Origin of the sequence: Vibrio sp. ED002 (assembly GCF_023277445.1) — a bacterium.
Classification (GTDB): domain Bacteria; phylum Pseudomonadota; class Gammaproteobacteria; order Enterobacterales; family Vibrionaceae; genus Vibrio; species Vibrio jasicida.
In genome coordinates this window covers 2,220,956-2,247,547 of record NZ_CP080238.1, presented here as the reverse complement: position 1 = coordinate 2,247,547, position 26,592 = coordinate 2,220,956, and the positions used below count along the sequence as shown (strand labels likewise).

25 protein-coding genes are annotated in these 26,592 nt (G+C 46.1%); 17 read left to right on the top strand and 8 right to left on the bottom strand.

The window, feature by feature from the left end; genetic code table 11:
* Positions 1–125: 125 nt before the first annotated feature.
* Both ITG12_RS10400 and glnA read right to left on the bottom strand, forming a co-directional pair.
* A complete protein-coding gene (locus ITG12_RS10400; protein WP_038870031.1) occupies positions 126–707 on the bottom strand; it encodes a DUF4124 domain-containing protein in 582 nt (193 codons plus the stop codon).
* Positions 708–904: 197 nt separating this feature from the next.
* A complete protein-coding gene (glnA, locus tag ITG12_RS10395; protein WP_038870033.1) occupies positions 905–2,314 on the bottom strand; it encodes a glutamate--ammonia ligase in 1,410 nt (469 codons plus the stop codon).
* 529 nt (positions 2,315–2,843) lie between these two features.
* Between glnA and typA the strand changes: the two genes are divergently transcribed.
* Together typA and ITG12_RS10385 are read left to right on the top strand one after the other, a co-directional pair.
* On the top strand, positions 2,844–4,673 hold the full coding sequence (gene typA / locus ITG12_RS10390; RefSeq protein WP_038870035.1) for a translational GTPase TypA: 1,830 nt from the start codon (positions 2,844–2,846) through the stop codon (positions 4,671–4,673).
* A gap of 77 nt (positions 4,674–4,750) precedes the next feature.
* Positions 4,751–5,293, top strand: a complete 543-nt coding sequence (locus tag ITG12_RS10385; protein ID WP_038876999.1) for an AAA family ATPase — start codon at positions 4,751–4,753, stop codon at positions 5,291–5,293.
* A 31-nt stretch (positions 5,294–5,324) separates the two neighbouring features.
* On the opposite strand, the gene ITG12_RS10380 is transcribed toward ITG12_RS10385, so the two are convergent.
* Positions 5,325–5,966, bottom strand: a complete 642-nt coding sequence (locus ITG12_RS10380; RefSeq protein ID WP_005434517.1) for a DUF2959 domain-containing protein — start codon at positions 5,964–5,966, stop codon at positions 5,325–5,327.
* A gap of 35 nt (positions 5,967–6,001) precedes the next feature.
* Between ITG12_RS10380 and ITG12_RS10375 the strand changes: the two genes are divergently transcribed.
* The 3 genes from ITG12_RS10375 to ITG12_RS10365 all read left to right on the top strand — a co-directional run bounded on the left by ITG12_RS10375 (position 6,002) and on the right by ITG12_RS10365 (position 8,377).
* Positions 6,002–6,946 (top strand): virulence factor BrkB family protein, encoded by a 945-nt coding sequence (locus ITG12_RS10375; RefSeq protein ID WP_038870039.1) that lies wholly within the window; start codon positions 6,002–6,004, stop codon positions 6,944–6,946.
* Positions 6,918–7,352 (top strand): D-aminoacyl-tRNA deacylase, encoded by a 435-nt coding sequence (dtd, locus tag ITG12_RS10370; protein ID WP_038870041.1) that lies wholly within the window; start codon positions 6,918–6,920, stop codon positions 7,350–7,352. The genes ITG12_RS10375 and dtd overlap by 29 nt, the downstream gene beginning before the upstream one ends.
* A gap of 107 nt (positions 7,353–7,459) precedes the next feature.
* Entirely contained in the window at positions 7,460–8,377 is a 918-nt protein-coding gene (locus ITG12_RS10365) for a bifunctional GNAT family N-acetyltransferase/hotdog fold thioesterase (protein WP_038870043.1), read from the top strand.
* Here the strand turns inward: ITG12_RS10365 and ITG12_RS10360 are convergent.
* From ITG12_RS10360 to hslR, 4 genes are all read right to left on the bottom strand, one after another.
* Positions 8,363–10,540: an AsmA family protein gene (locus ITG12_RS10360; RefSeq protein ID WP_038876997.1), complete on the bottom strand. Its 2,178-nt coding sequence runs from the start codon at positions 10,538–10,540 to the stop codon at positions 8,363–8,365. The two genes, ITG12_RS10365 and ITG12_RS10360, sit on opposite strands and share 15 nt — an antisense overlap.
* Before the next feature lie 174 nt (positions 10,541–10,714).
* Entirely contained in the window at positions 10,715–12,343 is a 1,629-nt protein-coding gene (gene pckA, locus ITG12_RS10355) for a phosphoenolpyruvate carboxykinase (ATP) (RefSeq protein ID WP_038870046.1), read from the bottom strand.
* A 337-nt stretch (positions 12,344–12,680) separates the two neighbouring features.
* The gene (hslO, locus tag ITG12_RS10350) at positions 12,681–13,556 is read right to left on the bottom strand and encodes an Hsp33 family molecular chaperone HslO (protein WP_038870048.1); all 876 of its coding nucleotides are present in this window, start codon (positions 13,554–13,556) and stop codon (positions 12,681–12,683) included.
* Between the two features lie 31 nt (positions 13,557–13,587).
* Positions 13,588–13,974 (bottom strand): ribosome-associated heat shock protein Hsp15, encoded by a 387-nt coding sequence (hslR, locus tag ITG12_RS10345; RefSeq protein WP_038870051.1) that lies wholly within the window; start codon positions 13,972–13,974, stop codon positions 13,588–13,590.
* 253 nt (positions 13,975–14,227) lie between these two features.
* Between hslR and gspC the strand changes: the two genes are divergently transcribed.
* The 12 genes from gspC to ITG12_RS10285 are packed head-to-tail and all read left to right on the top strand — an operon-like array spanning position 14,228 to position 25,568.
* Positions 14,228–15,151 carry a type II secretion system protein GspC gene (gene gspC / locus ITG12_RS10340; protein ID WP_038876995.1) on the top strand — a complete coding sequence of 308 codons (924 nt, stop codon included), beginning with the start codon at positions 14,228–14,230 and terminating at the stop codon, positions 15,149–15,151.
* 36 nt (positions 15,152–15,187) lie between these two features.
* Complete coding sequence (gspD, locus tag ITG12_RS10335; protein ID WP_038870055.1) at positions 15,188–17,215, top strand: type II secretion system secretin GspD; 2,028 nt, start codon at positions 15,188–15,190, stop codon at positions 17,213–17,215.
* Positions 17,208–18,710 (top strand): type II secretion system ATPase GspE, encoded by a 1,503-nt coding sequence (gene gspE, locus ITG12_RS10330; protein ID WP_038870057.1) that lies wholly within the window; start codon positions 17,208–17,210, stop codon positions 18,708–18,710. The genes gspD and gspE overlap by 8 nt, the downstream gene beginning before the upstream one ends.
* Positions 18,710–19,930 carry a type II secretion system inner membrane protein GspF gene (gspF, locus tag ITG12_RS10325; protein ID WP_038870059.1) on the top strand — a complete coding sequence of 407 codons (1,221 nt, stop codon included), beginning with the start codon at positions 18,710–18,712 and terminating at the stop codon, positions 19,928–19,930. The genes gspE and gspF overlap by 1 nt, the downstream gene beginning before the upstream one ends.
* 60 nt (positions 19,931–19,990) lie before the next feature.
* Positions 19,991–20,434 carry a type II secretion system major pseudopilin GspG gene (gspG, locus tag ITG12_RS10320; RefSeq protein ID WP_005430189.1) on the top strand — a complete coding sequence of 148 codons (444 nt, stop codon included), beginning with the start codon at positions 19,991–19,993 and terminating at the stop codon, positions 20,432–20,434.
* Between the two features lie 31 nt (positions 20,435–20,465).
* A complete protein-coding gene (gspH, locus tag ITG12_RS10315; protein ID WP_104041268.1) occupies positions 20,466–21,071 on the top strand; it encodes a type II secretion system minor pseudopilin GspH in 606 nt (201 codons plus the stop codon).
* Complete coding sequence (gene gspI, locus ITG12_RS10310; RefSeq protein ID WP_283102914.1) at positions 21,058–21,447, top strand: type II secretion system minor pseudopilin GspI; 390 nt, start codon at positions 21,058–21,060, stop codon at positions 21,445–21,447. The genes gspH and gspI overlap by 14 nt, the downstream gene beginning before the upstream one ends.
* A gap of 22 nt (positions 21,448–21,469) precedes the next feature.
* The gene (gene gspJ, locus ITG12_RS10305) at positions 21,470–22,132 is read left to right on the top strand and encodes a type II secretion system minor pseudopilin GspJ (protein WP_095760558.1); all 663 of its coding nucleotides are present in this window, start codon (positions 21,470–21,472) and stop codon (positions 22,130–22,132) included.
* A complete protein-coding gene (gene gspK, locus ITG12_RS10300; RefSeq protein WP_248873052.1) occupies positions 22,125–23,135 on the top strand; it encodes a type II secretion system minor pseudopilin GspK in 1,011 nt (336 codons plus the stop codon). The genes gspJ and gspK overlap by 8 nt, the downstream gene beginning before the upstream one ends.
* Positions 23,104–24,306 (top strand): type II secretion system protein GspL, encoded by a 1,203-nt coding sequence (gene gspL / locus ITG12_RS10295; protein WP_045422166.1) that lies wholly within the window; start codon positions 23,104–23,106, stop codon positions 24,304–24,306. The genes gspK and gspL overlap by 32 nt, the downstream gene beginning before the upstream one ends.
* Before the next feature lie 7 nt (positions 24,307–24,313).
* Positions 24,314–24,805 (top strand): type II secretion system protein M, encoded by a 492-nt coding sequence (locus ITG12_RS10290; protein ID WP_248873959.1) that lies wholly within the window; start codon positions 24,314–24,316, stop codon positions 24,803–24,805.
* Position 24,806: 1 nt separating this feature from the next.
* Entirely contained in the window at positions 24,807–25,568 is a 762-nt protein-coding gene (locus ITG12_RS10285) for a type II secretion system protein N (protein ID WP_248873051.1), read from the top strand.
* 167 nt (positions 25,569–25,735) lie between these two features.
* Here ITG12_RS10285 and cysQ read toward each other — a convergent pair whose 3' ends face one another.
* Positions 25,736–26,563 (bottom strand): 3'(2'),5'-bisphosphate nucleotidase CysQ, encoded by an 828-nt coding sequence (cysQ, locus tag ITG12_RS10280; RefSeq protein ID WP_038870073.1) that lies wholly within the window; start codon positions 26,561–26,563, stop codon positions 25,736–25,738.
* Between the last annotated feature and the right edge of the window lie 29 nt (positions 26,564–26,592).

Genomic DNA, 26,592 nt, shown 5'->3' with positions numbered 1-26,592 from the left:
GTCCTTGTTTGCGTTGTGATTGTGCGCTGCACTATATTGGTGCAATAGAACGTAAGTATGGCGAATAAATCTCAGAAGAAAAAGTGAAAAGCGGCGCGAGCGTGCGTTTTTTCTCACTTAATATTCTACTTTGCCCCTTTAATGGTCGGCTTGATACTCGCTCTATGTAAATGCACCGTTATAGGGCTAGTAGATGCAATAAGCTTGCCGCTTCTTTTCGCTTGTACCGCAAGGGTGTGAGTACCACGGTCAATGTTGCTGAGTTGCCAAGTGAGGCGGCTTTGAGGGGCTCCATAAGGCTTGCCATCAAGGATGAGTTGCAGTTGCTCTCCAATCCCTAGTTTGCGGTTGGCATCCAGTTGGATGTTGATTAACCCATTGTTACTTCTTATGGTTTCGTCATGTTGTGGTGTGAGCATGGATAGGGAAAGCGGCACAGGTTTTTCGGTTTTTGCTTTCGGTGTATCAGCAGTCTCTTTTGGTACGCTGGCTTGAGGTGTTAAAGACTCCGTACTTTGTACCCGGGGAGCAGGTGCACTAGCCTCTAGGTTGGGAAGTGAAATGGTTTTTGCACCTTGATTGGGGGTGTCACTAAAGTGGATGACCCCGTCCTTATCTACCCAAGTGTAAGCGACTTGGGCACCAGCGGTCGACGCCATCAGCAAGGTACTGAGCGCGTACAGGGTTGGTAAAAGCTGAACTTTCATTGCTCACCTTCTTTTGATCGATGATTTCACGTTTCGGTTGCCTAGAACCTTGATCCATAAAGATAAAAGATTCAGGCGTATTTTTGTTATCTCTCCATGTTAAACGGGCAACTTAGTTGAGCGTATACAAAAAAGGCCCGCCTGCGAGGCGAGCCTAATATTTTGTAACTGTGTTTACATTTTACACAGCTTAGACCTTATACAGAGTAGTAAAGTTCGAACTCAAGTGGGTGAGTTGTCATGTTTACTTTCTCAACATCTTGCGCTTTCAGGCTGATGTAAGAATCGATGAAGTCATCAGAGAATACGCCGCCAGCTGTTAGGAACTCACGGTCTGCATCTAGTTCTTCTAGAGCGTCTTTTAGTGAGTAAGCCACTGTTGGGATTTCTGCTGCTTCTTCCGCTGGAAGGTCGTACAGGTCTTTATCCATAGCTTCGCCTGGGTGGATCTTGTTCTTAATACCGTCAAGACCAGCCATTAGCATTGCTGCGAAACATAGGTATGGGTTTGCTGCTGGGTCACCAAAGCGAACTTCAATACGACGAGCTTTAGGGCTTGGTACCACTGGGATACGGATAGAAGCAGAACGGTTACGCGCTGAGTAAGCTAGCATAACTGGTGCTTCGAAGCCTGGTACAAGACGCTTGTACGAGTTCGTTGATGGGTTAGCGAATGCGTTGATTGCACGAGCGTGTTTGATGATACCGCCAATGTAGTAAAGCGCCATTTCAGATAGGCCGCCGTACTTATCACCAGCAAATAGGTTAACGCCATCTTTTGCTAGAGATTGGTGAACGTGCATACCAGAACCGTTGTCACCAACTAGTGGCTTAGGCATGAATGTCGCTGTCTTACCAAATGCGTGTGCAACGTTGTGTACAACGTACTTGTAGATTTGGATTTCGTCTGCTTTTGTTGTTAGCGTGTTGAAGCGAGTTGCGATTTCGTTTTGACCCGCAGTTGCTACTTCGTGGTGGTGCGCTTCAACAACTAGGCCCATCTCTTCCATTACTAGACACATTGCAGAACGGATGTCTTGAGATGAATCCACAGGAGCTACTGGGAAGTAACCACCTTTAACGCCTGGACGGTGACCTTTGTTACCTTCTTCGTAATCAGAACCTGTGTTCCATGCTGCTTCTACGTCATCAATCTTGAAGAAAGAACCAGACATGTCAGTTGCGAACTTAACGTCGTCAAATAGGAAGAACTCTGGCTCAGGACCGATAAGTACTGTATCAGCAACGCCTGTAGAGCGCATGAAGTCTTCAGCGCGTTTAGCAATAGAGCGTGGGTCGCGATCGTAGCCTTGCATTGTTGCAGGCTCAAGGATGTCACAACGGATGTTTAGCGTTGCATCTTCAGTGAATGGGTCAAGCACTGCAGAAGATGCATCTGGCATCATAACCATGTCTGATTCGTTAATGCCTTTCCAGCCAGCAACTGATGAACCATCGAACATTTTACCTTCTTCGAAGAAGTCTGTGTCGATCTGGTGAGCAGGGATAGAGATGTGCTGCTCTTTACCTTTTGTATCAGTGAAGCGTAGGTCAACAAACTTAACTTCGTTCTCTTGGATCAGTGATAAAACGTTTTCTACTGACATCGTGGATAACCTCCAGTGTTAATAAAGCGGTAAAGCTCGATTTATGAAATCTTGATTAAATCCAGCATTGATTAATCTGTTTGACATTTTATTAATCGATGCTGGTTTCTCTAAAGCCAAAACCGTGCCAAAAAAAATATTCCATTAATTTCAAGGGATTATGTTTTCAGATCCTAGTTTGGTGCAAACGATTGCACCAAAATGATCTGACCTTGCACTAAAATGGTGCGCATTTAAATTATTGCACCACAATGTGACAAACACGTTGCTTATTTAGTCCAGTTTTTGAGCGAGAGTCAATTTGTATTACGCAACGATTGGAATAAAATTGCGTTGAATCAATTCGCTTTAATAAGGAAAGTGGGCATTAAGCGTAAATTTCGCAGAAAAGCTCGGGAGTAGATCACATATTTCTATGCTTTTTGCTAAAATCTGGTACATTATGGCCGTTTTTTTAATCAGCAAATGTCACCAGAGAGCACCCGTTCTCAGCGTGGGGGCATTTCATCTATCTAAGTGAATCAAATCCATGGCTACTCCACAGATTGATAAATTAAGAAATATCGCGATCATCGCGCACGTTGACCACGGTAAAACAACACTGGTTGATAAACTACTGCAACAATCAGGTACTCTAGAGTCTCGCGGCGAAGCTGAAGAGCGAGTCATGGACTCAAACGACATCGAAAAAGAACGTGGTATTACCATTCTTGCTAAAAACACAGCAATTAACTGGAATGATTACCGCATCAACATCGTAGATACTCCGGGACACGCGGACTTCGGTGGTGAAGTAGAACGTATTATGTCGATGGTAGACTCAGTACTACTTATCGTTGACGCTGTTGATGGCCCGATGCCTCAAACGCGTTTCGTAACACAAAAAGCATTTGCACACGGCCTTAAGCCAATCGTTGTAATCAACAAGATTGACCGCCCAGGTGCTCGTCCTGATTGGGTTATGGACCAAGTATTCGACCTATTCGACAACCTAGGTGCAACTGATGAACAGCTAGACTTTAAAGTTGTTTACGCTTCAGCACTAAACGGTTGGGCTACTCTAGAAGAGGGCGAAACTGGCGAAAACATGGAACCGCTATTCCAAACTATCGTTGATGAAGTAGCCGCTCCAGAAGTTGACCTAGACGGTCCACTACAGATGCAAGTTTCTCAGCTAGACTACAGCTCTTACGTTGGTGTTATCGGTGTTGCTCGTGTAACTCGTGGTAGCGTTAAGCCAAACCAACAAGTAACAGTTATCGGTGCTGACGGTAAAACGCGCAACGGTAAAGTGGGTACGGTAATGGGCTACCTTGGTCTAGAGCGTCACGAAGTTGAGCAAGCGAACGCTGGTGATATCATTGCAATCACTGGTCTTGGTGAACTGAAAATCTCTGACACTATTTGTGCTCAAAACCAAGTTGAAGCGCTACCAGCACTTTCTGTTGATGAACCAACAGTAACGATGACGTTCCAAGTAAACACGTCTCCATTCGCGGGTAAAGAAGGTAAATTCGTAACTTCACGTAACATCCTTGAGCGTCTAGAGAAAGAATTGGTACACAACGTAGCACTGCGCGTTGAGCAAACAGACGATCCAGACAAATTCCGCGTTTCAGGCCGTGGTGAACTTCACCTATCTATCCTGATCGAAAACATGCGTCGCGAAGGCTTTGAGCTTGCTGTATCTCGTCCAGAAGTAATCATCAAAGAAGAAGATGGTCAGCTAATGGAACCGTTTGAAACAGTAACGATTGATGTTCTTGAAGAGCACCAAGGCGGCATCATGGAAAACATCGGTCTACGTAAAGGTGAGCTGAAAGACATGGCACCAGACGGTAAAGGCCGTGTGCGCATGGACTTCGATATGCCTTCTCGTGGCTTGATCGGTTTCCAAACTGAATTCATGACGCTAACGTCAGGTTCTGGTCTTCTTTACCATACGTTTGATCACTACGGCCCACACAAAGGCGGTAACATCGGTCAGCGTATCAACGGCGTACTAATCGCTAACGCAATGGGTAAAGCACTGACTAACGCACTGTTTAACCTTCAAGAACGTGGTCGCCTATTTATCGGTCACGGTGTAGAAGTTTACGAAGGCATGGTTATCGGTATTCATAGCCGCGATAACGACCTAACAGTAAACGCTCTGAAAGGTAAGCAGCTAACCAACGTTCGTGCATCTGGTACTGATGACGCTCAGGTTCTAACTCCACCAATCAAGCACACTCTTGAGCAAGCTCTAGAGTTTATTGATGAAGATGAACTAGTAGAAGTAACGCCAGAAAGCATCCGTATCCGTAAGAAATTCCTAACAGAAAGCGACCGTAAACGCGCTTCTCGTGCAGGTAAATAATCTGTTTTAACGGATTCGATTAAGAAGAAACCCCGAGTTATGCTCGGGGTTTTTTGTATCTGAAGGGAAAAGAGTACATGAGGCCAATTGTGATTACGGGTGGCCCAGGCGCCGGCAAAACGACCTTGTTGAATGCGCTCGGTCATTTAGGGTATGCGACGTTTGCTGAAGGCTCACGTATTTTGATAGAGCAACAAAGTCAGTTAGAAAATGGCATCTTGCCTTGGAGTAACCTACCCGAGTTTGCCAACTTATGTCTTGAGTTTATGGGTAAGCAAAAGTGTGAGTCGCTGAGTCATCAGGTGGCTTTTATGGATCGCGCGATTCCCGATATTGTGGCTTATCTGCAAGTTGGAGGGTGTCTCGTTGAGCAAGCCTTCTTAACGGAGAGTGCTGGGTACCATAGTCAGGTGCTAACTTGTCGACCTGAAGCATTAATCTATGTTCAAGATGAAGTACGCCCACACAGCTTTGAAGAAGCGCTTCAGATTCATCACGCCCTTGTCGAGACGTATGCTGAGCTGGGTTATGAAGTGGTTGAAGTACCATGGGGAACAATACCAGAAAGGGTCGAGTTTGTTCGAAGAGTCACAGGCTTAGTGGTCGAGAGCACAAACTAAAAGCTCCTCACGAAGAGGAGCTTGTAAAGGCTTACTTTTGATTCAGCTGTTGCAGGAACTTATCTGATTCTGCGATCGCGGCATTCATTTGTTTGATTGCGTATTGGATGTCTTTCTCTAGGCTAGAAAATTCACCTTTTAGAGAGCCAATCGCGCTCGCGTTTAGGTTGTGTTTTAAGTAAAGCGTGTTGTCGCGGAGTGTGTTGAGTACTGGCGTCATCTTGTCTTCAGCACGCTTCATCGCACTGAGCATGGTTTTGTAAGATGCTTTGGTCTCACGCAGCTTTTGTTCACTTGAGCGACGTAGCTTCGCGCTGGTGTACAAGTCTAGTTCGCCCTGCCACTCATCAAACAGCGCATCGGACACGTCTTCAATTGCAGCAATACGATCGCGCACGTCTTGTGCTGCTTTTTCGCTGTCTTCGTATTTATCGTTTATGTTGTTATAGACGCTTTCCAGTTCACCACCATCAAAATTGGTTAAGGCAGAAAGTGCTTCGAGTGCACTGGTAAATTCTTCTTGTGCGTCTTGTTGTGATTCTTTGGCGTCTTCAACGCGATCAACCATGATGTCACGCTTGTGGTATCCCACTTGCTCCATCGCTGAATAATAAGCGGACTGACATCCTGTTAAAGTGAAAATTGATAGTACAATTGCTAATAAATAAGGCATTCTTATGTCCTCGACGCTAATTTATGGGATGAACTATGAACCAGTTATCAGAGAGTTACAAGGTGAGATTGACTAGGCTTGTGCCGGGGAGCGTCGCGTTTTCCAAATATCTTCTCAAACGAATGACGCACGATCGCGTCAACGTCAATGCTGGCTATCTAGCTTATATTACTTTGCTGTCTATTGTGCCGATGTTGACGGTACTTTTGTCGATATTGTCGAAGTTTCCGGTGTTTGAGAATGTGGGTGAAACCTTGCAAGGTTACATCATTGATAACTTTGTCCCAGCTTCTGGTGATGCAGTAAGAACGGCGCTGCAAGAATTCGTTTCGAATACAGGAAAAATGACTGCCGTGGGCGGTGCTTTTCTATTTGTTGCGGCTTTGATGTTGATTTCAAATATCGATAAGAACTTAAACTACATTTGGCGAGTAAAAGACAAACGCCGCCCTGTCTTTTCTTTCTCAATGTATTGGATGGTGTTGACCCTTGGTCCGATTTTGGTCGGCGCAAGTATTGCTGCGACGTCTTACGTGACGTCCCTTAAGTTGATTGAGAACGAAACGCTATCGGGCGCTTACAACCTGTTTTTGCGTTGGCTGCCTTTGTTGTTGTCCTTCTTTGCGTTTATGGGCTTGTACTTTTTAGTGCCAAACAAAAAGGTATACCTATCCCATGGTGCAGTTGGCGCTGCTATTGCTGCTGTGCTGTTTGAATTGAGTAAGAAAGGCTTTGCTTTCTACATTACCCAGTTTCCTTCTTATCAGTTGATTTATGGCGCGTTAGCGGCCATTCCAATCTTGTTTGTGTGGGTGTATTTGTGTTGGCTCATTGTTTTGATTGGTGCGGAAGTCACCGCGGCTTTGGGAGAAAGAGAGCACTGGAGTGATGACCTAGAAATGATACACTCGACCGCTGAATTGCAATTAACAGATGAAGGAAGCGAGAGTCGTGATAGCGCTAATCCAACGAGTCAGTGAAGCCGCCGTTCGCGTGGACGGTGAAGTTGTCGGTGAAATCGACCAAGGTCTACTTGTTCTACTTGGTGTAGAGAAGGACGATGATGAAGCAAAAGCAAAACGTTTGATGGAGCGCGTAACCACTTATCGAGTGTTTGAAGACGATGACGGTAAAATGAATCTCAACGTCAAACAAGTGAACGGTAAGGTGTTGGTGGTGTCTCAATTTACGTTACCAGCAGACACCAAAAAAGGCACTCGCGCAGGCTTTTCTCGTGGTGCACACCCTGCGGATGCAGAACGTCTGTATGATTACTTTTCTGATTTGTGTGAGCAAGAGCTACCGACGCAACGTGGCCGCTTTGCTGCTGATATGAAAGTGTCATTAATTAATGACGGCCCGGTGACTTTCTGGCTACAGGTCTAATCTGGTAACTCCAATATCATGGTCTAAGCTTTAAGCCCAAGCGAATTGAATTTGCTTGGGTGTTTTCTCCTAAGGCTTTCATTTGATTTGTACTTTCAAGGATTGATATGTTCAAACTCATAACTCCAAAAACAGAAAATCAGCTCAATAAGTACTATCAATTTCGCTGGCAATTGCTACGTGAACCTTGGCGTATGCCGATAGGATCAGAGCGTGATGAGTACGATGGCATGAGCCATCATCGCATGATTACTGACAGTCGTGGCCGCCCTATGGCAATTGGTCGTTTGTACATTACCCCAGATAATGATGGTCAGATCCGCTACATGGCAGTGAAAAATAACCGTCGTAGCAAAGGCATGGGCTCATTAGTGCTCGTGGCGTTGGAATCTCTGGCGCGTCAAGAAGGCGCGAAGCGTTTGGTGTGTAATGCGCGTGAAGATGCGATTGCCTTCTACGAAAAGAACGGTTTTGAGCGAAGAGGTGAACTGACCGATGAACGTGGACCGGTGCGCCACCAACAGATGGTCAAACACCTTGACCCAATGGCTGATGTACTTCGCCGTCCCGACTGGTGTACCGAGCTACAAGAACGCTGGGAAGCGCAGATCCCAATTGCAGATAAGATGGGGATCAAAATCAATCAATACACGGGTTACCAGTTTGAGTGTAGCGCACAGCTCAATCCAAACTTGAATCCGCATAACACCATGTTTGCAGGCTCTGCCTTTACTCTGGCGACATTGACGGGGTGGGGTATGACGTGGTTGTTGATGAAAGAGCGTGGTTTGCACGGCGATATCGTGTTGGCAGACAGTTCGATTCGCTATCGCCATCCGGTTGAGCAGAATCCTGTGGCGAGTACCTCACTTGATGGTATTAGTGGTGATTTGGACAGGCTTGCGTCAGGACGTAAAGCGCGCATTGTTATTCATGTGGTGATTTACAGTGGTGACGTACCAGCAGTGGACTTTGTTGGTACTTACATGCTGCTACCGAATTACTCTAAGTTACTCAGCTGTTAGTGTTTCTTGTGGCGCGTCTGTGTTTGTAGATGCGCCTTTTTCAGATGTTAGGTCACGGCCTTGCGGGGCAGCGTTAGTTTCTGCCGCGCTTTCTTTAACTGGACCTTTAGTCGAGTCTTCTTGATTAGAGATAAGTTGCTCTTCTGAGTGCACCGTTGCGTGAGGCTCTTCCTCTTCGACCACTTCTTCGCTCAGTTCTTCTTCATGGTGCTCTAGATTAATTGCGTCAATCGTTTTGCTGCTTGTTACTTTCGATGAAGGCTTTTCTGATTCGATTGACTCAGTCTTCTTTGGCTTAATTGCACATTCATTGGTTTCGACGTCGCCACTCAATATGTCACCTTGAACTTTTCCACACACTTCTTTGAGCTGATAAATCACACCGCTCAGTGGGTTATTCGCCATATCAAACTCACCCGATAGGTTACCCGAAATGGCTTTGCCGGAAATGGTCACTGGTTGAAGCTTTACTTCGCCTCGCTGAGCTTGCAGTCGTAATGGGCTGAAAGTGACTGACTTTAGTGAATCGTCCGCTTGCGATTTCAAGGTGGTATCACGCAAGTTGGCTTCGACTTCTCCCGATAAGCTGTAAGAAAGCATGTTTTGATCGCCCGCCAATCCTTTTAAATCGAGACTTAAGTCAGAGAAGCCATTGACCGCAAGTGCTGTTGGTAAGTATGAGTGAAGTAATTGCAGGGGAATACCATCTGCATTGAGGTTTAGTGCCCATGGTTGACTGGTGGTACTGAGATCGATTTGCCCCAAGCCTTCGATATAGCCTTGCTCTAATGGCGCAAACAAACGTGTTAGCTGCCAGAAGCCATTTTCACTTTGGGTTGCGATCGCAGCATGCGAGGAAAGGACTTGATCGTAACTGGCATTCACGACGCTTGCATCAAGCTTGCCATTCCAAATACCCCAGTGACCATTGCTGTGTTTGACTTCGAGCTGGTCACCCTCCAAATTCAAGCCAGAAAGCTGCCAGTAAGGTTGTTTGGATAACTGGATTACTTGACTGCGTTCAATCTCTAACTGCTTAACATCGACTTGCTGAAGCTTCTCTGTCGTTGTTTGCCACCAATCGGTTTTATCTCCTGGATGGATTGCCCATTTTAATCCAGTGATGGTGGCGTTGTTAATTTTCCAATGCTCTGGCTCAAACTCGCCTGATATCTGAACGGTACCCTGTTGCCAATCTAAGCTTAGTTCTTGCAGTTGAATGGATCCTGGCTTGAATTGAGCATTCAAGCGAGGCTCAACCGCGGTTTGATCTTGGAAACTGACGCTGTCAGCTTGCAGAGATATTTGTGCTGTTGTATTCCACAATGACAATGGGAGAGATGCATCTTCTACCGACAATTCTAAATTCTGCCAATGCCAATCTCCGTATTCCACGTCTGCATTCAGTAGGTCGAGGCTGTTAATGTGACTTATGTTAATCGGTAGAGCATGCCATTGTTTCGCTAACAAGGATTGTAACTGAGTGTTGTTGATTTTGAGCCTGTCAACAGTGACATTCACCAGCGACCAACCTTGTGGATAGTGCTCACCTTGGCCTGAAATCTCACTGTCTCGCCAATTAAACGACGCGCCGTAAAGGGTGCTGTCCTGTGCTTTATAATCGACATCGACCAAAACATTGTTAAAGGTCTCACCATTCCAGTACCACTGCTCGGCAGACAGTTGGATTGCACCGAAAGGAACGAGTTGGTCCTTGCCATTCCATTGTGGATCTTGGATTTGTAGACTTAAACCATTAATACTGAATGCGTCATCCGCATAATCGAGGTTTTTTAGCGCCACCTGATGAAATTGGACATTTGTTAATTGAGGGAGAGTCGGCATGCCTTGTTGCAAGCTCAGACCATCAATAAGCAAACTATCGACAACCCACTTTCCATTGTGACGAACATCGGGGTTGAGCCAGACATCAACTTGTTCGATATAAGGCCATTGTTTATCTTTTGATGTGACGCCTTGCAGTTTCAGGTGGTAAGGAAATTCGTATTGGACACTTTCTGCTTGCAAAGGGAGCTCAGTCGACTCTGACAGCAGGTTCCAGGTTTGTTTGGAGTACGAGGTCGTCAGTAAGGCGATAAAAGCAGTTGGTACCGCGATCGCCAATACGAATATAAGAATTAGAATTCGACCTGCTGTTTTCATCCTTGCCAAAACCTGTGCGCAAAATAATGGTTAACCCGATGAAGATATGTCTCTTGAGCAACCTAGATAGGCTTAAGCTTGTATCAATCTGGGGTGGGATTCAATAAAAAGCCCCTCAAAAGAGGGGCTTGACGATTATTTTTGTAGCTAAGTCACGCAGACTTCGTTGATGGTTTAATCCAACTGAGGTCCTGCTGCCACCAAAGATTGGCCTTCAGCATTGTCAGTGTACTTATCAAAGTTGTTGATGAAGCGTTCTGCCAAATCTTTCGCTTTGCTTTCCCATTGAAGTGGATCAACGTAAGTCTCACGTGGGTCAAGGATGCTTGGATCGACACCTGGAAGTGAAGTTGGCACCTCTAGGTTGAAGATAGGAATATGCTTGGTTTTCGCATCTTCAATTGAGCCGTCAAGGATTGCATCGATAATGCCGCGTGTATCTTGGATAGAAATACGCTTGCCGCTGCCGTTCCAACCAGTGTTGACTAGGTAAGCTTCTGCGCCAGCTGCTTCCATGCGTTTAACCAGTACTTCTGCGTACTTAGTTGGGTGTAGGGTTAAGAACGCTGCCCCGAAACATGCCGAGAAGGTTGGTGTTGGTTCAGTGATGCCACGTTCTGTACCGGCTAGTTTAGCGGTAAAGCCAGACAAGAAGTGGTACTTAGTTTGCTCAGGAGTCAGTTTAGAAACCGGAGGTAGTACGCCGAATGCGTCTGCTGATAGGAAGATCACCTTATTCGCGTGACCGCCTTTTGATACTGGCTTAACAATGTTGTCGATGTGATGCAGTGGGTAAGAAACACGAGTGTTCTCTGTCTTAGACCCATCATCAAAGTCGATAGAACCATCACTACGAACTGTAACGTTCTCTAATAGTGCATCGCGGCGGATTGCGTTGTAGATATCAGGCTCAGCTTCTTTCGATAGTTTGATGGTTTTCGCGTAACAGCCACCTTCGAAGTTGAATACGCCGTCGTCATCCCAACCGTGCTCATCATCACCAATCAGTGCACGTTTAGGGTCTGTAGATAGCGTTGTTTTACCTGTGCCAGATAGACCGAAGAAAATTGCTACATCGCCTTCTTCGCCCATGTTTGCACTACAGTGCATTGATGCGATGTCTTTCAGCGGAAGGAAGTAGTTCATCATGGCGAACATGCCTTTCTTCATTTCACCGCCGTACCAAGTACCACCGATCAGTTGCATACGCTCTGTTAGGTTGAACACCGTGAAGTTTTCAGAGTTCAGACCTTGTTCTTCCCACTTGTCGTTCGTGCACTTCGCACCGTTCATTACGACGAAATCAGGTTCAAACGTTGCCAACTCTTCTTCTGTTGGACGGATAAACATGTTTTTCACGAAGTGCGCTTGCCATGCGACTTCTGTAATCACTCGAATACTCAAACGAGTGTCTGGGTTTGCACCACAATAACCGTCAATCACAAATAGGCGTTTACCAGAAAGCTGGTTGGTCACGAGCTCTTTTAGATCGTCCCACACTTCTTTGTTGATGGCTTTGTTGTCGTTTTTTACTGCATCAGAAGTCCACCACATGTGCTCTTCTGTGGTTGCATCTTTTACGATGTACTTATCTTTTGGTGAGCGACCAGTGAAGATACCAGTGTCTACGGCAACCGCGCCGAGTTCCGTAACGACACCACGTTCATAACCTGTCAGGTCAGCACGGGTCTCTTCCTCGAATAGCATTTCGTAGCTTGGGTTGCGAACAACCTCTTTAACGTTGTGCAGTCCGTGTTTGGTTAGATCAAGTGTTGCAGCCTTTGTATGTTCCATAACGGTCATAGGTGCTCCTTATAAGGATTTTTGTAGGGATTTTGTAATAATGTTTTAATTTTTATCTGCTCACCATGCTAGCAACGGGGCGGGGAGAAAACAGGGATGTAGCTCAAAAATTATCCATGATTTCAGTAAGGTTTTAGGTAACCCGTCACATATCGGTACGAATAGTTTATCGTGCGCGCAAACCTTTGCGCTAGGCCAAAAGAATTATTAATTACTTAAAATTAAGCGGTTGCTTTATTACGTGTGAGGCTAGGTATTACGAGGGTTAGATCACAAAAAGGCCAGCGTGATGCTGGCCTTTTGAAAGGTAAATTACAGGCTTGCTAAGCTATGAAAATTAATGCAGGGTTTTCTTTTCAGGAGCCGCTTGCGCATAGAGTTCGGTAATCTCTGATTCATCAAACGAGTATGACGTGCCACAGTAATCACAATGTAAAGAAACTGATCCTTCTTCGGCCAAAATGTCATTAATTTCAGCACGGTCTACGGTAATGATTGCTGCACCACTGCGCTCACGAGAACAACCACAATGGAATTCGACTGGTTGAGGTTCGTAAAGACGAACGGTGTCTTGGTTATATAGACGGTATAGCAGTTCGTTCGCAGGTAGCGTGAACAGCTCTTCGTTCTTCACTGTGTCTGTCAGTTGCTCTAGGTGATCGAAATCTTCTGGTGCACCAGTGCCGTCTGGCATGATTTGAATCATCATACCAGCAGCGTGTGCTTTACCTTCGTGTTCACCAGTGCGGATCCATAGACGCGTTTTTAGCTGTTCAGAGTTTGCGAAGTAGCCTTCGATAACTTCAGCTAATGTGTCACCTTCTAGGCCAACGACACCTTGGTAACGCTCGCCTTTTTTCGGTTCGATGGTGATCACTAGGTAACCTTTACCCATCATCTCGTGCAGTGTCGCGTTGTCAGCGATATCGCCTTCCCAACGTGCAACGCCGCGGATCTTTTGATCATGATCGCCATTGATGACTGCTAGAGAGACAGGGCCGTCACCTTGCAGCTGGATCGTGATTGAGCCTTCGAATTTCAAAGTTGCCGTTAAAAGTGTGGTTGAAACGAGTAGCTCACCCAACAGTTTTTGCAGCGCTGCCGGATATTCCTTGCTGGAGATAATACGTTGGTATGCTTCATCCAATTGTACCAACTCGCCACGAACTGAAAGGTCTTCAAATAGGTAGCGGTGTAAAACATTATTTGCCATGGAGTGCTTTCCTCGTCGGTAATTCCGGCGTTTATTGATGTTTGAACTTAATGATGTCGCGGCGCTGCTTTTTATCTGGGCGGCGTTCCGGACTAGGGTTGTGGGCGTTGAGTTTACGTTGTTTCGCGAACTCTTCGCGTTGATTAACACTGTCTTCAGTTTCGCGGTAGAGCGTTTGAGCGATGGGTGCGCCCATGCGACGATCAGAGATTTTTTCGATGATCACCGTTTTTTCTTCATTACCTTGACGAAGACGAATCTCAGCGCCCAACTCAACGATTTTACTTGGTTTGCTTCGTTGCCCATTATAGTGGACTTTACCGCCATCGACCATATTACGTGCGATAGAGCGGGTTTTATAGAATCTGGCAGCCCACAACCATTTATCTAGCCTTACGGCTTCATTTTCGGAACTCATAGAACTCGATGCTATCTAATCACTGCACTGATAGCGCAATGCTGGTGGATTATTCACCTACAGATGGTGCCAAGGCGTATTTTTTTCAAGGGAGTTGGCAAAAACTGCATAAGAAAAAGGTATGAAATATAAGTTGTGATATAGTTCACTGCTCTTTGTTGAGTAGTAATTTTATTGCAATTTTAGCAAGATAGAGTCGGCTGTCTTTATTTAGATTCAGGCTGACAGACGTAAGAATAAAGGAATCAATTCAGTGAAGCGTTTAGAGCTAAGTGCAGGATTATCAAGCAGCCCGCTACTGGCTCAGATCAAGTCCAACAATCATACCATTCAAGCGAAACTTAGTTTGCTACTTACTTGTCTATTTATAGCAATGACAGGTTGGATACTCGGTAAAGTGGTGTGGTTAGCAATGCCTCAAACTTCTGATGTGACTCAATGGAGACCGTCAGCAAGTGCTGTTGTGTCTGGTAATAAAAAAGACGCGATTGATTTCAATGCCCTCCAAAATGCCAACTTATTCGGAAAGTACACCGAGCAAAAGCCGGTCGTAGTAGAACAACCTGTCGTGCAAGATGCGCCTAAAACACGCTTAAACCTAACGTTAGTTGGCGCGGTTGCGAGTAGTAACGCAAAAACCAGCTTGGCGGTGATTGCCAACCGAGGCAAACAAGCGACTTATGGCATCGGCGAAGAAATTGATGGAACGCGAGCAGAATTAAAAGCGGTGTTGGTGGATCGAGTCATTATTGACAACCAAGGCCGAGATGAAACCCTTATGCTTGAAGGGATTGAATACAAAAAGCTGTCTGAAACTCGTCAGGCAACTAGACCACAAGCGGCGAAGGCAAACCAACCTTCTGCTGTGGGTGAAAAGTTAGATCAAATTCGAGCGGAAATCGCAAAAGATCCGCAGAGCGTATTTAAGTACATCAACATTTCTCCGGTTAAGAAAGACGGCGGAATTGTCGGCTATCGCGTCTCACCAGGTCGTGATGCGGCTTTGTTTAATGATGTCGGTCTAAAACCTGGTGATATTGCGGTGCAACTAAATGGGATCGATTTAAGTGACCCTTCATCTTCAGTACAACTGATGCAAGTGATGAACGACCCGCAAGAACTGAATTTGACTGTGGACCGTGATGGTCAGCAGTACGACATCTACATCCAATTGTAATACTTAGGCAACCAGCGTAAGTTCAGGGAGACATACGTGAAACATTGGTTTAGCAAAAGTGCTTGGTTACTTGCAGGGACTCTTCTCTGCGCACCGGGTGCGATGGCGAACGATTTTAGTGCTAGCTTCAAAGGCACTGACATTCAAGAATTCATCAACATTGTTGGTCGTAACCTAGAAAAGACCATCATCGTTGACCCGTCAGTACGCGGCAAAATCGACGTACGCAGCTATGACGTTCTTAATGAAGAGCAATACTACAGCTTCTTCCTTAACGTGCTAGAGGTGTATGGCTATGCGGTTGTAGAAATGGACAACGGCGTACTTAAAGTCATTAAAGCAAAAGACTCAAAAACATCTGCCATTCCAGTCTTAGGCGACGGCAGTGCGAAAGGCGATAGTGTCATTACTCGCGTGGTCGCGGTTCGTAACGTATCGGTTCGCGAACTTTCTCCACTACTGCGTCAGCTGATTGATAACGCGGGTGCCGGTAACGTAGTGCACTATGACCCTGCTAACATCATTTTGATCACAGGTCGTGCCGCGGTCGTAAACCGCCTTGCGGAAATCATTAAACGGGTTGACCAAGCGGGTGATAAAGAAATCGAATTAGTCGAGCTACGCAATGCTTCTGCTGCTGAGATGGTTCGTATCGTTGAGGCCCTGAACAAAACGACGAATCAAAAAAGTACGCCTGAATTCCTTGAACCTAAAATCGTTGCTGATGAGCGTACCAACTCAATCCTGATTTCTGGTGATCCCAAAGTGCGAGCACGCCTTAAACGATTGATTCGTCAACTTGACGTTGAAATGGCGACGAAAGGTAATAACCGCGTGGTTTACCTCAAGTATGCGAAAGCCGAAGACTTGGTTGACGTATTAAAAGGGGTGTCTGACAACTTACAAGCTGAGAAGCAAGCGGGTCAAAAAGGCGCATCAAGTTCACAACGTGGCGAAGTGGTGATTGCCGCTCACGAAGCGACTAACTCTTTGGTGCTGACTGCGCCGCCAGATATCATGATGGCGCTACAAGACGTGATTTCTCAACTGGATATCCGTCGTGCACAAGTTCTGATTGAAGCGTTGATCGTTGAAATGTCTGAAGGCGACGGCATCAATCTTGGCGTTCAATGGGGTAACCTAGAAACAGGTGCGGTTATTCAATACGGCAACTCTGGAGCGTCAATTGGTAGCGTAATGGTTGGTCTTGAAGAAGCAAAAGATCAAACACGAACTGAATACTACACAAACTCAGATGGTGAACGTACGCCATATGACGTTACTGAATCTGGTGACTACTCAACTCTGGCATCTGCACTTAGCGGTGTAAATGGTGCAGCGATGAGTATTGTCATGGGTGACTGGACTGCGTTGATCAGTGCCGTCTCATCAGATTCAAACTCAAACATTCTATCATCCCCAAGCATTACAGTGATGGATAACGGTGAAGCGTCCTTCATCGTTGGTGAAGAAGTGCCTGTGATTACAGGCTCGACAGCCGGATCGAATAACGACAACCCATTCCAAACGGTTGACCGTAAAGAAGTTGGCATCAAACTTAAAGTCGTACCTCAAATCAACGAAGGTGATTCAGTACAACTGACTATTGAGCAGGAAGTGTCAAACGTTCTGGGCGCGAATGGTGCGGTGGACGTACGTTTCGCGAAGCGTCAGTTGAATACCTCTGTGATGATTCAAGATGGTCAGATGCTAGTTCTGGGTGGTTTGGTTGATGAGCGTGCGTTAGAAAGTGAATCGAAAGTGCCGCTACTGGGTGATATTCCTGTAATAGGTCAACTGTTCAAGTCGACTAGTACTCAAACAGAAAAACGTAACCTTATGGTATTTATCAAGCCAACCATCATCCGCGATGGTATGACGGCAGATGGCATCACTCAGCGTAAGTACAACTTCATTCGTGCAGAGCAACTTTATAAAGCGCAAGAAGGCTTGAAGTTGATGGATGACTCTAAGATTCCAGTCATGCCTGAATTTGGTGAAGATCGTAAACACCCTGCTGAAATTCAAGCGTTCATCGATCAGATGGTAAAGAATAATGGTTGATATGTTAGACACAGCGCCAAGCATGCGCCGTCTGCCATTCAGTTTTGCCAACCGCTTTAAACTGGTATTGGAGACGGAGCACCCTGAGCGCCCTCCAATCCTGTATTACGTCGAGCCGCTCAATCCTGCGGCTTTGGTTGAAGTACGCCGTGTACTGAAACAAAACTTTATTCCTCAACCGATGGACAAGGAAGCGTTCGATAAAAAGCTAACTGAAGCTTACCAGCGCGACTCTTCCGAAGCCCGTCAGTTGATGGAAGACATTGGTGCAGACAGTGATGACTTTTTCTCATTGGCAGAAGAGCTGCCGCATGATGAGGACTTGCTAGAGTCTGAAGATGATGCGCCGATCATCAAATTGATCAATGCCATGCTCGGTGAAGCGATCAAAGAAGGGGCATCGGATATTCATATCGAAACGTTCGAGAAAACCCTGTCAATTCGTTTCCGTGTCGATGGTGTATTGCGTGAAGTCTTAACCCCAAGCCGTAAACTCGCGCCTTTGCTGGTTTCTCGTGTGAAGGTAATGGCAAAACTAGATATCGCAGAAAAACGTGTTCCTCAAGATGGTCGTATTTCTCTGCGTATCGGTGGTCGAGCAGTAGACGTTCGTGTTTCTACCATGCCTTCATCGCATGGTGAGCGTGTGGTAATGCGTCTATTGGACAAAAACGCAACGCGTCTAGATTTACACAGTTTGGGTATGACGCCATCGGTGCACGATAACTTTGGTCGCTTGATTCAACGTCCACACGGTATCATCTTGGTGACCGGTCCGACAGGTTCGGGCAAATCAACGACCTTGTACGCGGGCTTGCAAGAGATCAACAGCAACGAACGTAATATTCTGACGGTAGAAGACCCAATCGAATTCGATATCGATGGTATCGGCCAGACGCAGGTTAACCCGAAAGTCGACATGACGTTTGCGCGCGGCTTACGTGCCATTCTTCGTCAGGACCCGGACGTGGTGATGGTCGGTGAGATCCGTGACTTAGAGACTGCACAGATTGCAGTGCAAGCGTCTCTGACTGGTCACTTGGTAATGTCGACGCTGCACACCAATACGGCAGTGGGTGCTATTACGCGTCTACGTGATATGGGCATCGAACCTTTCCTCATTTCATCTTCATTGCTTGGTGTGCTTGCTCAACGTCTGGTTCGTACCTTGTGTTCGGACTGTAAAGAGCCTTATGAAGCTGATAAAGAACAGAAAAAACTGTTTGGTTTGGAAGAGCATGAATCTCTGGTTTTACATCGTGCGACAGGATGTGAAGTCTGCAATCAGAAGGGCTATCGTGGTCGTACTGGTATTCATGAACTTCTGATGGTGGATGAGCAAGTTCAGGAGTTAATTCACAGCGAAGCCGGTGAACAAGAAATTGAAAAAGCCGTCCGTCAGCATACACCAAGTATTCGTAGTGATGGCCTAAGCAAAGTGAGCCGCGGCATTACCTCACTTGAAGAAGTCATGCGAGTGACCAAGGAAGCGTAATGGCAGCATTTGAATACAAAGCGCTGGATGCGAAAGGCAAGCAGAAGAAAGGCACAATTGAAGGGGATAATGCTCGTCAGGTGCGCCAACGCCTAAAAGAACAGGGCATGATTCCTGTCGAGGTGATGGAAGCTAAAGCAAAAGCGGCTAAGTCGTCAGGCGGGTCAGTCGGATTCAAGCGTGGTATCAAAACCGCAGAACTTGCACTGATCACACGCCAACTTTCAACGCTCGTTCAATCGGGTATGCCATTAGAAGAGTGTTTGAAAGCGGTATCAGAACAAGCAGAAAAGCCGCGTATTCGTACTATGATTGCCGCCGTGCGTTCAAAAGTCACGGAAGGCTATCCTCTGGCAGATAGCCTGGGGGATTACCCGCATGTTTTCGACGAACTTTACCTATCAATGGTTGCCGCGGGTGAAAAATCCGGTCACTTGGACACGGTGTTAGAGCGCTTGGCAGACTACGTAGAAAACCGTCAGAAAATGCGTTCTAAATTGCTGCAAGCCATGATTTACCCGGTGGTATTGGTGGTGTTTGCCGTTGGTATCGTCTCTCTGTTGCTCTCTTCTGTTGTTCCGAAGATCATCGAACCTATCATTCAGATGGGACAAGAGTTACCTCAATCAACGCAATTTCTTTTGTCTGCGAGTGAGTTTGTCCAAGAGTGGGGTCTGATCATCTTTATCGTGGTGGTGGTGCTCTTTTACGGGCTTAAACTGGCACTACAAAAACCGAACTTTCGTTTAGCGTGGGATAGAAAAATCCTTAGCCTACCGCTGATTGGTAAGATTTCTCGTGGCTTAAATACGTCGCGATTTGCGCGTACGCTATCGATTTGTACATCCAGTGCTATTCCGATTCTGGAAGGCATGCGAGTCGCGGTTGATGTTATGTCCAATCGTTACGTGAAACAGCAAGTTTTGGTCGCGGCAGATAACGTAAGAGAAGGGGCAAGCTTACGTAAAGCATTGGATCAAACTCGTTTGTTTCCACCAATGATGCTGCACATGATTTCTAGTGGTGAGCAGAGTGGTGAGCTTGAGAGTATGTTGACTCGTGCTGCGGATAACCAAGATCAAAACTTTGAATCTACGGTCAACATTGCACTTGGCATTTTCACTCCAGTATTGATTGCATTGATGGCAGGCTTGGTACTTTTCATCGTAATGGCGACATTGATGCCAATGTTGGAAATGAATAACTTAATGAGTGGATAAAATTCGAGTTAAGCTGTGTCTACTGATGATATAGCTTGAATCTAACTTTCGGAGATAATAATGAAATTTAAGCGTAGTAAACAACAAGGCTTTACACTTTTAGAAGTGATGGTTGTTGTGGTTATCCTAGGTATTTTGGCGAGTGTTGTTGTTCCTAACTTACTTGGTAACAAAGAAAAAGCAGACCAACAAAAAGCGATCACCGATATTGTTGCATTAGAAAATGCACTGGATATGTACAAGTTGGATAACAGCGTTTACCCAACAACAGACCAAGGTCTTGATGCGTTAGTAAACAAACCATCGAACCCAGAACCACGCAACTACCGCGATGGTGGCTACATTAAGCGTCTACCGTCTGATCCATGGGGCAATGAGTACCAATACCTAAGCCCTGGTGATAACGGTACGATTGATATCTTTACTCTAGGTGCAGATGGCCAAGAGGGCGGTGAAGGCCCTGCGTCGGATATCGGCAACTGGAACATGCAAGATTTCCAATAAGATAAAGTTCAAACCAGCACTAATGAAGCAAATGCAAAAACATCGTGGTTTTACATTAATAGAAATTCTATTGGTGCTGGTTTTGTTATCTCTTACCGCAGTCGCCGTAATAGCGACCCTGCCTACCAGTCAGAAAGATCTTTCCAAACAATATGCTCAAAGCTTTTTCCAGCGCTTACAGCTACTGAATGAAGAAGCCGTACTGAGCGGCAAAGACTTTGGTCTACGTGTTGATGATGTGAAATCCACTTACGTATTGCTCAGCTTGACTCAAGATGGATGGCAACCATTGGAATTGAAACAGATTCCTAGTGAGACCAAATTGGAAGGCGATATTTCGCTGCAATTGGATCTTGGTGGTGGCGCATGGGACGATGACGACCGACTATTTGAACCCGGTTCTTTGTTTGATGAGGACATGTTTGCGGAAGAAGATGAAAAAGAGAAAAAGAAAGTGAAGCCACCTCAAGTATTCATTTTCTCTAGTGCGGAAGTTACGCCATTTAGTTTGTCTTTCTTTCCTGAAGATGGCGACGCATTTAACGATGGTTGGCGCATCATTGGCAAAGAAACCGGCGAAATCTTGTTACTAGAGCCTGGTGAAGAATTGGAAGACGACAACAATGCGACGTTCTAAGCAAAGCCGTATCGGTTCTTCTTCGCTTCATACTAGAGGCATGACGTTGTTGGAAGTGTTGGTCGCATTAGCGATTTTTGCGACGGCGGCAATCAGTGTGATTCGCTCGGTGAGCCAACACATTAATACTGTCAGTTATTTAGAAGAAAAAATGTTTGCAGCCATGGTTGTGGATAACCAAATGGCCAATGTGATGCTCTCGACTGAAAAACTCAAAGCCCAAAAAGGCACTGAAGAGTTAGCGGGGCGAACTTGGTATTGGAAGGTAACTCCTGTTGCCACCGCGCAGCCATTGCTGAAAGCATTTGATGTCAGTGTCGCAACTGAAAAAGAAGCGAGTCCTGTTGTGACGGTGAGAAGCTATGTTGCGGAGTAATAAGCGATATAAGGCATCAAGTATGAAATCGAATCGAGGTTTTACCTTGATCGAAGTGCTCGTCTCGATTGCTATTTTTGCGAGCTTAAGCGTTGCTGCCTATCAAGTGGTCTCGCAGGTGCAACGCAGTAATGTGTTATCGCAAGAACGTACGCAGCGTTTGAACGAGTTGCAACGTGCAATGGTGATGATGGATAACGATTTCCGCCAAATGGCCATGCGTCAGATGCGAACCAATGGCGAAGAGCCATCAAAGCAGTTGTTGTTTTGGTCGGAATACCTGCTTGATTCGGATGCGAAAGGCGTGATGTTTGCGCGTTTGGGGTGGCACAACCCTCAGCAGCAATTCCCACGTGGTGAAGTCACGAAAGTTGGCTATCGCATTAAAGATGAAGTTCTACAGCGTATATGGTGGCGTTACCCAGATACACCCGTTGGACAAGAAGGTATTGTGACACCGCTTCTGACTCAGGTCGAAGAATTTGATATGCGTTTCTACGATGGCAAAGCGTGGAAAAAAACATGGGAAAGTAAGCAAGAGTTACCGAAAGCGGTTTCTGTTGTTTTGAAACTCAAAGACTACGGTGAGATCAGCCGTACTTACTTAACCTCTGGAGGCAAGATCAGCGCCTCTGGGCAAGATGACTCATCCAATGATGAATCCTCCGGAGGCAATAATGGCTAAGCGACAACGTGGTGTAGCGCTTATTATTGTTTTAATGCTACTGGCGATTATGACGACCGTTGCAGCAAGTATGTCTGAACGATTGTTTTTGCAGTTTCAGCGAGGCGCGAACCAGATCAATTACCAACAGGCGTATTGGTATAGTTTGGGGGTTGAGGCGTTGGCTGAAATTGGTATTGAGCAGAGCTACGAAGACAGCGATACCATTAATATGAGCCAGCCCTGGGCAATTAAAGAACAAGTGTATCCGCTAGATTATGGTCAAGCGGCCGGACGCATCGTAGACAAACAAGCTTGCTTTAATATGAATGTATTAGCGAGTGTTCAGCCATCGGGTGACTCGACAAATCGTCCTTATTTGGTTCAAGTGTTCCAGCGCTTGATGGAAGAGATGGACGTGGAACCATACCAAGCGGAAGTGATTGCTGATTCGACTTGGGAATACGTCGATAGCGACAGCACAGTGCGCTCCGCGGCTGGTGTAGAAGACAGCACTTATGAGGCAATGAAGCCTGCGTATTTACCACCCAATGGCCTGATGGCTGATGCCAGCGAACTGAGAGCGGTATATCAAGTCACGGGTGACATTTATCAGAAGATCGCACCGATGATTTGTGCTATTCCCACAGACGATTGGCGTTTGAACGTAAATACTGTTGAAGTCGAACAAGCGCCGATCTTAGTCGCGATGTTTACTCCTGGCTTGAGTTCTAGTGATGCGGTGCAGTTAATTGAAAAGCGCCCTTTCGATGGTTGGGATAGTGTTGATGAATTTTTAGCTGAGTCAGAATTAGCTGGCTTGAGCGATGATGTAAAGAAAAATGCTAAAGGCTACTTAGGAGTCGATAGCTCCTTTTTTGAATTGGACGCACAAGTACTGGTGGATGAATCCCGAGTACGTATCCGTAGTCTTTTACAAAGTACAGATAGAGAAACGGTGACTGTCGTTCGCCGTCGTTTTGGAGGAATCAGTGAGCGAGTTTCTGACCGTTCGGCTGAGTAGCGAACAACAAAGTACCATTCCATGGTTGGTGTGGTCGACACAACAGCAAGACGTGATTGCCAGTGGTGAACTCGCCGGATGGGAACATCTGGATGAGTTGGCGTCTTACGCTGATCAGCGACAAGTGATTGCCTTGTTAGCCAGTAATGATGTTGTGCTGACAGAAGTAGATATCCCGCCGGGTGCTGCTCGTCAGTTTGATAGCATGCTGCCTTATTTGGTGGAAGATGAAGTCGCACAAGACGTGGATAACCTGCATTTCACAGTATTAGACAAGCAAGCAGAGAAAGCGCAAATTTGTGCTGTTGAGCGTGCTTGGGTTCAAACCATTTTGCAGCGTTTTTCCAGTCAAGGTATTGTAATTAAGCGTATCCTTCCTGATGTGCTGGCGTTGCCTGTGCATGAAGAAAACAGCTCTGCGGTGGCGTTGGGTGAGCAATGGCTAATTCGTCATTCCAATACTCAAGGTGCGGTGGTCGATGCGTCGTGGCTAGATTTATACCTTTCTGCTTATCTGCAAGCGAATGAAGGATGGAAACTTGATTGTTACAGTTCGATTCCTGAATCTTCACTCCCAGAGGTTTGGGTCGCAAAGCCTGAAGAAATGGCGATGGCACTACTTGCTAAAGGTGTTTCTGAAAGCAAGGTCAACCTATTAACGGGTAGCTTCAAGCCAAAATCGTCTTGGGGTAAGTACGTAAAAGTCTGGCAAAAAGCTGCTATCGCTGCGGGTGTGCTATTGGTTGTTCTTGTGGGGCAGCAATTGCTGGTGGTCCATAAATATGAGGCGCAAGCACAAGCCTATCGTGAAGAAAGTGAACGCATTTTCCGCCAAATTTTCCCGAACAAGAAGCGAATTCCAACGGTCAGTTACCTGAAGCGTCAGATGACCGATGAAGAGCGTCGTCTTTCTGGTGGTACAAGTGAAACTGCAATGCTGTCTTGGATAGCGGCACTGCCAACGACACTGGGTCAGGTTAAAGATCTGGAGATAACCAGCTTTAAATACGATGGCCAACGCGGTGAAGTACGCATTCAAGCAAGCAGTTCAGATTTCCAACCGTTTGAGCAAGCGCGTGTGAAATTGGCAGAAAAGTTCACTGTTGAACAAGGTCAGCTGAATCGCAACGGAAATGTTGTGATAGGCAGCTTTGTACTAAAACGTTTGTGAGGTGATGATGAAGAATTTAATCGCTCAGGCTCAAGCTTGGTGGAATAGCATCTCACAACGTGAGCAACGTTTGATGATGGGTGGTGGTGTGATTGCCATTATCGGAATGATTTATTGGGGGCTACTACAGCCAATGAATCAACGAGCTGAACTCGCTCAGACTCGAATTCAGTCAGAAAAACAGTTGTTGAATTGGGTGCAAGACAAGGCTGATGATATTACTGCTCTACGCAAAAGTGGTGGAGTCAGCTTCTCTAATCAACCTCTGAACCAATTAGTTTCTTCTTCTGCTCGTCGTTACAAAGTGGAGCTGATTCGAGTTCAACCACGTAATGAAAGTGTTCAAGTTTGGATTAAGCCATTGGCATTTAACCAGATGGTGGATTGGCTGCGTTACCTAAAAGAACAACAAGGTATTGAGGTGGAATTTCTCGATATCGATCGTACAGACCAAGCAGGCATGATTGATGTGAATCGCCTGCAATTTAAGCGAGGTTAAGGTGAAGCGAGCAATACTTTACGTTGTTATATTCATAGCCTTTTTCTCCACAAGTTTGATTGTTGGATTGCCTGTTTCTTGGGTGCTTCAACAAGTACCGACGGTAAGAGGGTTAGAAATTCAATATGCCCAAGGCTCTGTGTGGCAAGGCCGTGCTTCTAATATCAGCTGGCAGCGTCAAAATCTCGGTGAGGTAAATTGGGATTTCCAACTATCAAGCTTATTCACTGGTAAAGCGGAATTCGCCGTACGTTTTGGCCGTGGAAGTGATATGGACGTTCGTGGTCGTGGTTTGGTTGGCTATAGCCTAACTGGTGGTCCATACGCTGAAAATTTGGTTGCATCGATTCCGGCTGCCAAAGTAGTGGAGCAAGCGCGTATTCCTGTGCCAGTTGGCGTTGATGGTCAGCTTGAGCTCAATATCCGTCATGCGACTTACGCGGCACCTTGGTGTAAAACGGGTGAAGGTACACTAGTTTGGAATGCGAGTGGCATTCAAAGCCCGCTCGGTAGCCTTGAACTTGGTCCTGTGATTGCCGATCTGAACTGTAAAGACAGCGTACTATCGGCATCAGGTGAGCAAAAGAGCAAGCAAGTGTCCGCAGCGTTTTCTGCCGAGTTGATGCCAAATCAGCGCTACTCTACTAAAGCGTGGTTTAAACCTGGGGCGGAGTTCCCATCAGGGATGAGTGACCAACTGAAATGGTTGGGTAACCCGAACGCTCAAGGCCAATACGAGTTTGATTACAAAGGGCGTTTCTAGTCAGTTTTAGAAACCATCCCATTATTGAAGAGCTGCTAATGTGCAGCTCTTTTGGCTTTTAGATCATGGTAGGCTAAATACTCCTATCGCTGTACAAGAGATAAAAAGAAAGGCCACGAAGTCGATTCGTGGCCTTTTAAAATCTAGCTATGCAGTTTGGATTGTGATCAATCTTTGCGTTGTAGAATCTCGTCCCAAGGTAAGTCAGCATCGCCCAGTACGATGAAGTTCGGATTTTCTAACGTCTCGCGCTCGTTGTAAGACAGCGGCTCAAGTTGCGTGCTGAGAATACGTCCGCCCGCTTCTTCAACAATACACTGCGTAGCCGCAGTATCCCACTCGCCAGTTGGACCTAGACGTAAGTAACAGTCCACAGCACCTTCAGCGACAAGGCATGCTTTAAGAGCGGCAGAGCCGAGTGGAATTAAATCGTAGTTCCAAGCACTGCTCATACGACTGGTAATGCGGTTGATGTCTTGGCGACGACTGATTGCGATTGCGATGTTTTGTCCCGGTTGTTCATGTTTGTGGGTATGAATTTTCACACTCTCTGACATGTCTGGGATCTTCCATGCACCTTTGCCATTGTAAGCATAGTAAGTTACGCCAGAAACTGGACCGTAAACTACTCCCATGGTTGGCTTGTTGTTGTCGATCAGAGCAATGATGGTCGCGAAGTCACCACTGCGTGCGATGAATTCTTGTGTACCATCAAGAGGGTCAACTAACCAGTAACGTTCCCACTGTGCGCGTTGTTCTAAGCTAATGTCCGCTGCTTCTTCTGAAAGCACGGGGATATCAGGTGTCAGCTCGCTTAGGCGTTCTGTAATCAGCTTATGTGCTGCAATGTCGGCACTGGTGACCGGTGTCTCATCACTTTTGATGTAGGCTTCGTACTGCTTTTTTTCGTAGATATCTAAAATCAATTGTCCTGCACTACGCGCGATCTCGATGACTTGCGGGAGCAGGTGAGATAAATCTTTTGTCATTGGCATAAGTAATGGTCCTTTCTCACAATTATGGC

What these genes read in the sequence shown, in the direction of transcription:
- ITG12_RS10375 (WP_038870039.1), top strand. Translation starts at nt 6,002, where the DNA reads ATGAACCAGTTATCAGAGAGTTACAAGGTGAGATTGACTAGGCTTGTG.
- ITG12_RS10360 (WP_038876997.1), bottom strand. Translation starts at nt 10,540, where the DNA reads ATGAAAACAGCAGGTCGAATTCTAATTCTTATATTCGTATTGGCGATC.
- hslO (WP_038870048.1), bottom strand. Translation starts at nt 13,556, where the DNA reads ATGGCAAATAATGTTTTACACCGCTACCTATTTGAAGACCTTTCAGTT.
- gspK (WP_248873052.1), top strand. Translation starts at nt 22,125, where the DNA reads ATGGCTAAGCGACAACGTGGTGTAGCGCTTATTATTGTTTTAATGCTA.
- typA (WP_038870035.1), top strand. Translation starts at nt 2,844, where the DNA reads ATGGCTACTCCACAGATTGATAAATTAAGAAATATCGCGATCATCGCG.
- hslR (WP_038870051.1), bottom strand. Translation starts at nt 13,974, where the DNA reads ATGAGTTCCGAAAATGAAGCCGTAAGGCTAGATAAATGGTTGTGGGCT.
- gspF (WP_038870059.1), top strand. Translation starts at nt 18,710, where the DNA reads ATGGCAGCATTTGAATACAAAGCGCTGGATGCGAAAGGCAAGCAGAAG.
- gspH (WP_104041268.1), top strand. Translation starts at nt 20,466, where the DNA reads ATGCAAAAACATCGTGGTTTTACATTAATAGAAATTCTATTGGTGCTG.
- glnA (WP_038870033.1), bottom strand. Translation starts at nt 2,314, where the DNA reads ATGTCAGTAGAAAACGTTTTATCACTGATCCAAGAGAACGAAGTTAAG.
- ITG12_RS10290 (WP_248873959.1), top strand. Translation starts at nt 24,314, where the DNA reads ATGAAGAATTTAATCGCTCAGGCTCAAGCTTGGTGGAATAGCATCTCA.
- gspI (WP_283102914.1), top strand. Translation starts at nt 21,058, where the DNA reads ATGCGACGTTCTAAGCAAAGCCGTATCGGTTCTTCTTCGCTTCATACT.
- cysQ (WP_038870073.1), bottom strand. Translation starts at nt 26,563, where the DNA reads ATGCCAATGACAAAAGATTTATCTCACCTGCTCCCGCAAGTCATCGAG.
- ITG12_RS10400 (WP_038870031.1), bottom strand. Translation starts at nt 707, where the DNA reads ATGAAAGTTCAGCTTTTACCAACCCTGTACGCGCTCAGTACCTTGCTG.
- gspE (WP_038870057.1), top strand. Translation starts at nt 17,208, where the DNA reads ATGGTTGATATGTTAGACACAGCGCCAAGCATGCGCCGTCTGCCATTC.
- gspJ (WP_095760558.1), top strand. Translation starts at nt 21,470, where the DNA reads ATGAAATCGAATCGAGGTTTTACCTTGATCGAAGTGCTCGTCTCGATT.
- gspG (WP_005430189.1), top strand. Translation starts at nt 19,991, where the DNA reads ATGAAATTTAAGCGTAGTAAACAACAAGGCTTTACACTTTTAGAAGTG.
- ITG12_RS10365 (WP_038870043.1), top strand. Translation starts at nt 7,460, where the DNA reads ATGTTCAAACTCATAACTCCAAAAACAGAAAATCAGCTCAATAAGTAC.
- pckA (WP_038870046.1), bottom strand. Translation starts at nt 12,343, where the DNA reads ATGACCGTTATGGAACATACAAAGGCTGCAACACTTGATCTAACCAAA.
- ITG12_RS10385 (WP_038876999.1), top strand. Translation starts at nt 4,751, where the DNA reads ATGAGGCCAATTGTGATTACGGGTGGCCCAGGCGCCGGCAAAACGACC.
- ITG12_RS10380 (WP_005434517.1), bottom strand. Translation starts at nt 5,966, where the DNA reads ATGCCTTATTTATTAGCAATTGTACTATCAATTTTCACTTTAACAGGA.